The organism is Parasphaerochaeta coccoides DSM 17374 (assembly GCF_000208385.1).
GTDB classification, from domain to species: Bacteria; Spirochaetota; Spirochaetia; order Sphaerochaetales; family Sphaerochaetaceae; genus Parasphaerochaeta; species Parasphaerochaeta coccoides.
Genome location: NC_015436.1, coordinates 1336413 through 1348453, shown reverse-complemented (window position 1 = coordinate 1348453; position 12041 = coordinate 1336413). Strand labels below are relative to the sequence as shown.

The following is a 12041-nucleotide window of genomic DNA, read 5'->3' as shown; positions in this document are numbered from 1 at the left end:
GAATGGGTAGTGTCATGCAGGGATATGGAGCGCATCAGATACTGGACGCCGTCTCGACCGTAGAGGCGTCGGTACGGGATGCGGCCGGGATAGTGAGCGATCTTAAGGACAAAAAGAAAAAAGAAGAGGAGGAGCGTTACAAGCTCCTGAGGACGAGCTTGGTCAACGCCCGGACAGACCAGCAGGTCGCTGCCTTGGAACAGAGTCGGCAGAAGTTCTTCAGTAATGACCTTCCCTATGACAGGGACTTCGAGGGATATCCCAAGCGCCTGGAGGAATGGAAAAACACCCAGGCGTCCAGGATCACGACAGACTCCTCCATCGATGACGAGACCAAGGGTCGCCTTCTGACCGTCGAGCTGCCGAACATGGCCAATGACATGGCTGTGAAAGTGACGCAACTGCAAGCAGATGGAGCAAAGGCCGAGGTGGATGCAATCATCAAGGGAAAATCCGATGTCCTGGGCACCGCTCCCTCCCTGTCTTTGGAAGAGGCAAGTACCCAGTATGCCTCATTCCTCGCGCACACCCCATATACAGAAGGCACGCGAAGTCGGATGGTTGAAACTTTCCGTGAGACATATCGTCCTGAAAAGGCCCTTCAGCAGGTTCAGCGTGAGATCGACGCGGGAATCCTTTCCGATGATCTGGATATAGAGGCCGCGCTTTCACGGGCTGCTTTTGATTTCGGCTTACGGGATGACCAGGTCAAGACCATGAGCAAAAATGCTTATGCGTACAAGAAGGAACTGGACGGGAAAGTCGATGAGAACATCTCGACGACCTATGACTCCTGGGCCGATGTGCTGTTCAAGGCCGGGGAAGAAGGGCAGGTCGTCGATGTCTCCATGATTGACTCCGCATTCAATGAATATCCCTGGCGTGGCCGCGTCCAGGGAACAAAGCTCAAGAATCTTGCTCTCTCACAGAATGACGGGATTTATGCGCAGAAGATCACCGACAAAATCCAGAAAGGAGATACGCTGACGGATGATGATTTCGCTCTTTTCTCCGATTCAAAAACTCGTGACGATGTACAGACTGACATCCTTTTTTCACGTGCCATGACAGCTTTCAACAAAAGCGGGAATCCTGAGGATGCTTTGAATGCTGTATCAACTCCTGAGTTTACGGCAAGCAGCACTGTGAAGCAGGCGGCATTCGTGAAAAGTCTGGCGGCAATCAAGGCTCAGCTGGAAAACAAGGATGATTATGAGAAGTTGGTTCTTGGCTTTTTTGAAGAGGGGGGCACTCCACAACCGGTCCAGGCGGGGACAATCGATGTCTCGTCCCTTTCTGTTGTGAAGAATGATGACGGAAGTGTCAGTACTGTCCGCAGTATCTCTATCGAGGAAGACGGACTGGCAGTCCTTATCCCTACACGTGTCGATGGAAAAGACGTATCTGATGAAGAGGCGATTTCCCATTACCAGACAACAGGCCAGCATCTGGGAAAATTCTCTTCCGTTCAGGAGGCTGATGCCTTTCATAAAAGCGGAGAATCGCAGGTATCAGTACTTTCTGGTATGTCGAAAAAGAATTTGAACAAGGCCGTGGATATCCTGAGCGAGGTAGGCGCCACAGTCAGCGATCCTGCAACCCTACAGACGGTGAAAACGATGAGGGCCGATAGCACTCCCCAACCGAAACTGACGGAATATGTCTGGCTGGCTCAACAGTCGGGTTTGCTCACCACGGAAGATGCTGAGACACATGCCACCAAGTATTCTTTTGCAAACAATCCCAACATGGACATCTTGTTTAAAATAGGGGAAAAAGCGGTTGCGGAGCTGACGAAAACGGGAGGGATGTATGAAGGGAACCTGACTCTCTCCTCAACCGTCCGGGATGCGATCATTGAGGCTGTCTATGAAGATCCACAGGTGCTGACAGATAGTGGAAAACTTGAGAACCTGAAACAGCAGATAGCGGACATTGCCCGTAAAGGTGCGATGAACACTCTTTTGAACACAGCAACCTCGGCCGCGAAGCAGTTTGCCGATCCCGATGATTTCTTAAAGGACGTCTCTGCCAAAGGCCCTGCCGCATTCATGCAGGCTGCCGCCGATGGCGTCTATGATTTCTGGTTGGACAAGGGAATAACGGACTCTTATGCCGGAAGTTTGGCAAAGACAGGATATGATCGAGAGCATGTACTCGATTCTATTTCTCAAAAGCTTTTCGGGAGAACATATTCTGAGCTCGGTACAGACTTCGAGCGGGTGAAGGTGGCGGTGAATACCGGATTCGTCATGAGCCGGGCGTCCTATACCCGATTGTTTGAGAAAGCGTTCGAGACCAGTCCCAAGCGCGTTAAGATCATGGGCAGCCAGTGGGCTTTTGAATTGCCGAACCATGACGGAGTGTTCGCTGTCCTTGCTTCCTATTCGGATATCGTAGGACAGGACGGACGTGCCTCGTGGTCATTCGTGAAAGGACAGAGGAATGATGATGGAACCTATACACTATCTCCGCGTAGCCTGACACCATTGTCCGTTTATCTTGATCCGCACCTGAAAGATGAATTGATTGCCAAGAAGGAAAGGCAGAATGCCCTTATAGAAGCCCGTACACATGCGACAGTGAATCTGGCGAGGGGTGTACAGATCTATGATCCTACCGGCAGGGCAGAGGCATATATCCGTGCTGGTTTTCAGGAAGGTTTCGCAATGGCAGATAAAAACCTGCGGGACTTGGCCCCCCAGGTCACACAGTTAGAGAAGAGGTATACCGGCCAGGTTGATGCGATCATGCAGAGCATAGACCTTTTTGTGGGGGTGAACTGATGTACGATCCCTTGGATTTCTTCGACAGCGATGTCTACCGCAAATATAACCTCCGTGGAGAGAAGATATACGGCGACTACTTCGGTCAGAAGGATCAGGAAGCCAGAGCGGTGACTCCTTTGCTGCAAGAACTCATCGATTCTTCTCCTGATCCTTCCAGTACGGCGACACAGGCTCAGGGTGCCCTCTTGCTGTCAAAATATATGAACATTCCCGTGGAGTCCGGCATGCAGATGATGCAGACCGGACAGGGTTCATCCTTGGCGAACCGGAACACGGATCGCAAGAGTGCAGGAGAGAGCTTTCTCGTTGCCTTGAGAAATGCCTGGTGGCAGGATCGTAAAGGGATAGCAACGACGAAATTCGTCGCCACAGGGGATGATAAATGGATGAAGGTGGCCGACGATTTCAATGAAAAGCTGAAAAAGAACCGTGTCTTTGAGGATTACAATGTTCTCGGAGACCTCTTTGTCGCCTCAGCGCAACCCCTGTATTCCGGTGTAAAGTTCGCCCTTGAGGACCTGCTGATCAAGGGCGGAGTATCCCTGCTCACCGGGGGTGTCGGAGGGGTGGCCCTCACTGCGGGGCAAATCCTGGCCAAAGCATTCCATGTGATCGAGTCCGGTTCCTCCCAGGCGGGGAACGATTATTACGACATGTACCACATGGAGGACGCCAACGGCGAAAGGCTGGACATGACAAGTCCCCTTGCCAAAGGACTGTTCGTTCTGGATGTTCTGGTGCAGGGCGGGATAGAAGTCGTTGGTATGGAGTGGTTCCCCGGATACAAGCACCTGAACAAGCTCATAACGCCCAATGCATTTTCCAAGGCAGCAAAACAATCCATGTCCGGTTACTTGAAAGAGTTTGGAGCCGGTTGGATAAAGGGATTGGTCGGAGAATCGTTGGAGGAAGGTGGCCAGTCCGTTGTGTCCGATGCCGTGAGAAACATCCTCACCGATGCGGCGAACAAGAACGGAGCGGACTTTGAGGGTATCGATATCCCGCAGATGGCTCGGAATGCAGGCAAGGCCATGTGGGAGGGCGCAAAGGGCATGGTCCTTTCCGGACTGGTCACTGGTGGAATAGGAGAGACTGTATATGCCCGGCGTATGAATGCAGAAGCCAACAAAAGTTATGCCAAGGAAGATGGTTCGTCCGTTGTCGATCGCCGCTATATCCTGAATCCTGACACGAGTCCTGTAGAGTCCGCCGAACCTCAATCAACCGGGAAGATGTCACCTCCCAAGGTCTATAAAGGCAACGGAGTCCTTATCCCTGCGTCCGCCGAGGATGCACGGAAGATATCTACGGCTGACAGGCAGGGGACACGGGCCGCCCGCGTACAGGTCATTGACATCCCCCAGGCGGACGGGAATACCCAGGCGGAGCAGATCAACACGATGGCTCTGCATTTCGGTTCACGTCTGAGCGGCAACACCTTGGTCTTTGAATCTCAGGAAGACTTTGATGCTGCACGGGACCAGATATCTCGCATGGCCCTTGAAACACGGGGGAATGAATATGACATCATGGTCGACAATTCCAAAATGAGCGTTTCCCTGGCTCTTGATGACGGACAGATGGAAAGCTCCGAGGCGGACGCGTCCATCCTGCCCACGGTGGAAGTCCCCTACCGTCTGAGCACGATGAGCGCAGACCGGGCGATCCAGGCACGCGAGCGGGAGATGGTCGAGGAGGCGATTGGAGACCTTGTCAGCCATACGCAGGGGCGCATATCCCGCTCCGATATGGACGCGAATGTCGACGCCGTCCTTGCCGTCGGGCAGGCCTTGAAGATGAACACCGACGATCTGTTGAAGAATCACCTGACGTTCACGCTGGATACGGAGATTCCTGCTCCCCAAAAGGACAAGGTCGCTCTCGGTTTCCTCGAAAGACCGTCGCTGGTGAATGGGAAGCCCGTGTATACCGTCCACATATCCAAGAAGGCCGATGCCTCGACGCTTCCCCATGAAGTGCTCCATTTCATGCGCCCTCTGGTTCCCAAGGAACTTATGGCTCCCTTCGTGAAAGCGTATGGCGGGACGGACGGGGAGATGTGGCTTGAGGACATCAAGGAAAGGGACGGGAAGTTCTATCTCGGAAAAAAGGAGTTCTCCACGTATGAGGAGGCGCTCGATGTAGTTCGTCCGTTCGAGGAACGTTTCGCCGAGGACGGGACAGGATACCTTGGCCGGGGAATCGCACCCATCGAGGAGATGAAGCCTTTCTTCGAGCGCTTCAAGGCTGCTCTCAAGGCTTTGGTGGAGAAGTTCAAGGACAGGCTCTCCGCGGATGTCATCCAGGCGTTCGACAGACTTTTCAGCGAAGACGGCACGGCAGAGAACCGCGCGGGACGGGCTGTGGAGCTGTTCCAGCAGGAATCCTCCCTGACACCACAAGAGGCCCAGCGTCAGTACACTGAGGTTGAAACCCGTTATCGCGGAACAGACCTGTGGATGAAGGCTCCGAACGGAAAGCCGACGAACCTCACGGAAAGACAATGGGTGACGGTACGAACTCCGGCGTTCAAGGAATGGTTCGGGGACTGGGAGGCGTCGGCTCTCATGGAGGGGAAACCCATTGCGTCTGTATCTTCCCATGATATTCACATTGGAGACAGGAGAATCATTGATGCCGCAAAGAAGTGGATTCAGGAAAATCCCGTCGGCAACGCTGAGACAGTGATAGGAACTGTCATAATTGATGAAACAGGGGTTCAGAACTCCATGAGTCATAAACCACTATACCCCAATAAGGTGTTTGTATTGCCTGTCATTAAACGAGTTTTGGAACAAGGCGCATATCTAGGCAAGATTCCGCATATCAATCAGGAACACTTCACAAGTCATTTCTTCATTGCTCCCGTTGAGCTGGATGGAGAGCGGAAATACGTATTCATCAGGGTAAGAGAAAAAGAGGGTGACGCCAATTATTTCTATGTACATAATGTCTATGTTGATGAAGATATAAAAAGATTGGAAGCCGCTCTGACCGGTCCGGCTGAAAAATCAGCTACCGGAGCTTCCAATCTCAAGCAAGAAATAGCACGGATTTTTGCGAATGTCAAGAATTTTTCCCGCGTCATCGACTCCAATGGCGAACCTCTGGTGGCCTATCATGCGACGGACAATGAATCCACACCATTGCAAAGCGGGAATTCCGCAGGAACCATTTATTTGGGGTTTGATGAAAAGTCTGCAAAACGAGCGGCACACGGGAAAAGGGACGTCATTCCGGTTTTTCTTTCTGTAAAGAATCCGGTGAACGAGATGTCATCCGGTATCGAACAGCATGACGCGGAATCGCCTCAAAAGGTCGCACAATGGAGGGATGCGGGGCATGATGGTGTCTATGTGCATGATGAATCAGGCACAGGCATAGCGGTGTTTGATCCCGGACAAATCAAGTCCGCCACCGACACATTCGACCCGGACAATCCAGACATCCCGTATCAGGAAGACTTCCCGAACGTATTATTCCAGACTGCTTCAGTACGTATGGACGTGCCTTTTAATGAAAATGAAGGCGGAGAGTCACGCGTCTATGCCCTTGCCGAGGAATCCCGTACGGAGTTCTCGGATACTGTACGCGCCATGGCAGCGGCCTTCCATCTGCCTGATGATGCAGTCATGTTCCGTCCGGACCTCAAGGGCGTCGAGCGTGCCAGGGTGAAGGTCGCGCAGGATTATGGCGGGGACTGGGGGCGTCTGCTGGACATCAACGGCGCGATGCTCGTCTTCGAGGAGTCCGGTGACGCGCAGGCCGCCTACGAGCGGATTCTCAAGGAGCATGCGGACATCGTCGCCAGAGAAAAGAAGAAGGATACCGATTTCGGCTACAAGGACTTCACGGTGAACATCCGCATGTCCAACGGATTCATCGGTGAAGTCCAGCTCCTGGGCAAGGCGATATTCCATGCAAAGGAAACCGGCGGACACCTGATATATGCCGAGGCGAGGAAATTAGAAAAGTATTCTCGAAGCAAGGAAAAATATACCGCGCTGTTCGGGAAGGATATCACCGAAAGAATCGATAGGTTATATGAATCACTCAAGGCATGGAGTGTAGAAGTCTATTCCTCAAAGGGATTCGAATACGACAAGCCGGGATTGAGCGCCAAGGCCTCGGCAACCTTGCGGGAAAGCAGGGAACTGTCGAGTCTGTTGCGCTCCCACATCCCGCCTTCCCGTTCAGTCGGTTTCCTCTCGATGACGGACTTACCATCAGGAGAAGGAACGAGTACCGCTTCCAAGAAAAATCCTCCCTCGTCGGTTCTCATGGGGATATCGCAGATATCAAAGTATTTGACCGCCATAGAGTCCTCCTCTGCTTTAAGTATACCTAATTCTCAGGAGTCAGACAAGATATCGACAGACGGCGAGGCGGCGCTCTACCAGCTCTCCGACGAGGCGAAGGAAGAAATCCTCAATCAACGGGAAAATGATGTGCAGCATGCCCTGGGAGGGAATTACTACGTCCCGACCTCGGTAGTAGATGAATACGCCGCCCAGGGAAAGGAATGGGCCGTCAAGGAAATGAATCTCCGGAGCATGATCAACGCATCGCCTGAACTGCTCAAGAGAGCTCGCGAGTATCAGACTTCTGAGGATTTCATGGAGGCGATGAAAAATGACCCGAAGGTCTATGACAGGGATTTTGTTGACGAACATGTCACGCCTGAAGACTGGATGGATGCAGATGAATATTTCTTTGGGAAAGTCTACGCATACGCCCATCTGAAATCCCGTGATCAACGGGATCGTCTTTTTGTGAACAAGTATCTTTCTTCGGATAAGAAACTTCTTGAACTGGTCACGTCCCTCAGGGTATATAGCGATGTCGATACCAAATATTTCCCTAAGAGAAGGAAGCCTGTCTATACATTCGTCCGCGCTCGATTCGGAGCGTTCCCCGGTGTTTCTCCCTATGTGCTGAGGTTGAAAGAGTCATCATCTCCCGAAGAATTCGCCAGGGCCCGCCAGGCCATCATGAACAATCCGCGGGCATATCGGAACGCTCTCTTGGTCGTTGAACAGGCCAATTACCGTGTAGCCACCCGGATTACTAACAGCGAAGATGGAAACAACGCCTATGCGACTGCCAATGACGTCGCCGCTTATCTGGAAGAAGTCGGAGAAGACGTTGAGAATGAACTGTTCGGTACCCACTATGCAGATGAGCCTCTTGTCGAATCGGTGGACATGAAACCTGCCGACGGTCCGGTGACTCAAACCCAGATTGATGCGATGGAAGCCGATTCCCGTATCATCCTCGACAGGTATATGGTTCAGGCGGCCAAAGACAAGGCTGGTTTGCAGAGACAGATCAAGACCGTCAGGAAGCGGGCGGAGGATGCGAAATCCAAGGTACGGGAAATTTCCAGGGAACTGACAGTACAGAAAAAGAAAAACCAGCGGATCGGAGAACTGAGGGCCGCGCTCAAGGAATCACGCGCGGAGGAAAAGAAACAGACTGCTATTCTCACCGCTTTGCAGAGGAAGCTTGAAGCTCACAGGCTGAAAGAAGCCAGATCCCATCTGTTTGGAGAAATCAAGAAGTCCACGACATGGAATGAGAATACCATGGATGCCGCCTACATCGACGACATGCAGATGCTTCAGGCTATGGTTGACCCGAAAAACAGATCCCGGAAGCAGATCAAGGACTGGCGTAAAGATGGTGATGTCGGGGCGGTTCCGGAACATCTTTCCCAGTATGTCGGCGATGTCGTCCGGTTCAACCGTCCTATCAATGACTGGTCAATCTCAGAACTACAGGAATTGCGGGAAGCCGCCAAGCTGCTGGCCATGGACGCGCGTGCGGCATTGAGTACGCGGAATGAAGAGCGCATGGGAAGGTTGAGAGGATATGCTTCGGCATATTATCGGCAGACCTATGGCAAGGACGTGGATTGGGATGAGTTGATCAGTGAGCTTGTGAAGACTGAACCTGAGCACGGAAAAGACAATGCCTGGGAAGTCGTCAGGAATTCATTCGGAAAGATACAGCGCCTTGCTCGTAAGTTCGATGGAAACAGGGAAGGGGTCCTGTATGACCTTTTCGCCCGTCAGTCATTCTTGGCGAACCAGCAGGAGCAATCTCATGTGACCCGCCGACTCGAAGCCTCTGAAAAGAAGATGGAAGAGCTGGGCATGACCACAAAGCATCTGCGTGAGAAGATTTTCTCCTACAAGACGAGCGCAGGGCAGGACGTTGAATTCACACGCGACCAGGTCATGGGCATGTACATCTATCAGCAGAATGAGTTCTCCCTTGAAAAACTTATCAGGGAATGGGGCAACAACATCCCGATTGAAAAACTGTCGGAAGCCATCAATCTCCTCAGCGGCAATGACAAGGCCTGGGCCGAGTACATGATGAGTGAGCTGGGCGGGGACGAAGCGTACAATCGTATGTACGAAGTATTCTATCGCGTCTACAACGAGATTCTTGGCAGAAGGGATAAATATTTCACATGGGTATCCGAAGGGAATTACACCGAGGGAAATACTGACGTTCTGATAGGACCCGATAGCAAGAAAGTTCGGTACACGGACAAAGGCATGACCAAAGCGGTAAAACCACACGCCAAGTATAAGATGAGACTGGATGTGACCAACATCTACACTCAGCAGGTACGCCGACAGGAACACTTCATGGCATGGGCGGAGTGGGTCAGGGACACCCATTACCTTCTCGGACAGCACGGTTCGATGGGGGCTGTCCTGGAGTACAAATATGGCAAGGGTGCAAAAGATCAGATCCAAGCCTACGTGAACGACGCAGGATCTCCTAACTTCATCCTTGATGATCTGGACCGCATGTACAATACTCTCTTGTCCAACAGTGCCGCTGCGGTACTGGCCTACAACGCCATGACGCCAATCAAGCAGCTGGCTTCACTGTCGTTCGCTCTCCGGGGGGACATAAGTCCTGTGGAATTTCTTAAGGCATCCCGGAATCTGGTGGTCAATCATGAGGAAACCATGGAATCAATCTATGCAAAAGCTCCTGAACTGAAAGCATCGACCTTTGATGTGGAGATTCTCAGATTTCATAACCAGACGAACAAGAGTGGATTCGGACGATTCATGGGAAATGTGAACACCATCGGTCTCAAGGGAGTCGAGTTCGTCGACCAGGCGGTCAAGGTTGTCCTGTGGCAGAGCGGATACACGACGTTCGTCCAGCGGAACACTGAGAAATACCGCAAGACTGGTGAAGGATGGGAGGCGCGGCTGGAAGCTGAGGCTGTGTACAGGGCATCCCAGATTGTCGCGGAGACGCAGAGCTCATCCAGCGTGACTGATCTGGCAAAAGTCCAACGCTCAAAGAATCCTTGGTTGAGAACTGCCATCATGTTCACCAATGATATTTTCCAGCAGTTGAACATGGTCTACTACGACATGCCGTTCTATTTCAGACAGAAGAACTGGAGAAAGCTGGCCGGTACCGCAGTTGGGCTTGGATTGTCATGGGCTTTCATGGCATTGGCGAAAGGCGTTCTCTTCGGCGATGATGACGACAAGGAAAAAGACTTTGCCATAGAGATTGGAAAGAATATAGTTCAGAGTTTGGTTCCATATGTTGGGCCTCAAGTTTCCCAAGGCATGGAGGGGTGGTCATCCACAGGGCTGATTGGGCTTCCGTTCACGTCGGGACTGTTCCTTCTTGGATTAGCAAACGGTGATGAAAATCTTTCCAAGAAGCTCTGGAATGCCGTCAGGGATGCAGGCAAAACTCTCGCCATCCCGACAACGGCAATCCAGCGGACATTCAACGCTGTAAAGGATGGGAATCCTCTGGAGATGTTCGGGTCTGACTATGGCGATTTATGGGGGTGGTGGAGATGAGCAATGAATACAATGCCGCAGGAAAGAGCCTCGTCGTCGATGAAATAACGGAACTGCATCCTCAATCCAGGCAGACGAGCGGCGATATCAAACGTATCGCCGATGCACAGCTCGCCAAGCGCGACCTTGCCAGGATCAAGGCAGAGATCGGGGAGATGACCAGCGACGATGTGCTCACTCCATCCGAGAAATCAATTTTGTACCGCGAGTGGAAAACCATGCAGTCCAGTCACGCCCTGTACAGCTCTCAGGCGGAAAGCTATGGCATGAAAGAGCAGCAGGTATACGTGAGCTATGCGCAGGCATACCTTGTGCTTGACGACCAGCTGGGCGACGTGCTTCACGACTTGACTACGCCGTCAGACATATCCGGAGCAGTCCTCAAGGCCCGGTTCGATGCATACTATGGCGCGTCCTCGCTGTTGGATGAGGAGTTCTTCACCTATACGACCGGTCTCCTCCAGGGACTTGACGACCGGACGAAGTTCACGCTGATTCTGTACGCCGCTCCCCTGCCTGCCGAAGGGACGACGACCATCCACGCCCAGCTCCTTGACGAGGAGGGACAGGACGTGAGCGCCGATTACGACGGAGCGGAGTTCAGTTGGAAAAGCCGGACGGAAGGAACGACACAGGACACGGACGAGGGGACGGGCAAGGCCCTCGACGTTTCTGAGACCGGAGCCTACATGTGTACATGGAAGCACTCTTATTCCGAGACGATGTATTACATGGCCACACAAACCATCACGGTAGTGCGGGACGGCTATGCGGGAAAGGACGGCAAGATCCTGAACCTTTCTTTGAGTTCCCATGTCTTCACCGTCTCCCCGGAGGGCGTGGTAGAAGGCGAGAGCGTCATCAACGTGACAGGGCAGGGACTGGAGAGTACGCCACAAGTGATGATTACGGCCAATGGGAGCGATGTGACATATACCCGGACAAGAAAGGTCACTCCCGCGCACCTTTCGCATCCTACGATATCATGGCCGTTGTGGCAGGACGTGCGACGATACAGTTCAAGCTTCAGACGTCCGAAGACGGAGAGACGTTCACGACAGTCATCCAGGGGCTTCCAGTGGCCAAGGCGAATGCCGGACGCACTCGGAACTTGCCCTTCCATGCCCCTGAGAAATGAGAACGTCTTGAAGCTTATGGCCCCAAGTTTGTGGAGAACATTGTGCAGGCAACCAGCCGGGATCTTCTTTGTCATGCCATGAAGATGCTGAGGGGGTATCGGATTGTCGCTCATGTGCATGACGAACTGATCATCGAATGTTCCCAGGATACGTCAGTCGAGGAAATCTGTATCCGGATGGATCATACTCCAAACTGGATGAACGGGCTTATCCTGAGGGTGGATAGGTATGAGACAAAATATTATAAGAAAGATAAA

General features: G+C 52.4%; 3 protein-coding genes. All 3 read left to right on the top strand.

From position 1 onward, the window contains the following. Positions 1–2 precede the first annotated feature (2 nt). From SPICO_RS05980 to SPICO_RS05970, 3 genes are read left to right on the top strand one after another with little or no spacing between them, the layout of a single operon-like run. Positions 3–2786 (top strand): hypothetical protein, encoded by a 2784-nt coding sequence (locus tag SPICO_RS05980; RefSeq protein WP_013739776.1) that lies wholly within the window; start codon positions 3–5, stop codon positions 2784–2786. Further along, positions 2786–10645, top strand: coding sequence for an ADP-ribosyltransferase-containing protein (locus tag SPICO_RS10395; protein ID WP_013739775.1), 7860 nt, complete (start codon positions 2786–2788; stop codon positions 10643–10645). Before SPICO_RS05980 ends, SPICO_RS10395 begins: the two co-directional genes overlap by 1 nt. Further along, entirely contained in the window at positions 10642–11865 is a 1224-nt protein-coding gene (locus tag SPICO_RS05970; RefSeq protein ID WP_013739774.1) for a hypothetical protein, read from the top strand. The genes SPICO_RS10395 and SPICO_RS05970 overlap by 4 nt, the downstream gene beginning before the upstream one ends. The last annotated feature ends 176 nt before the right edge of the window (positions 11866–12041 follow it).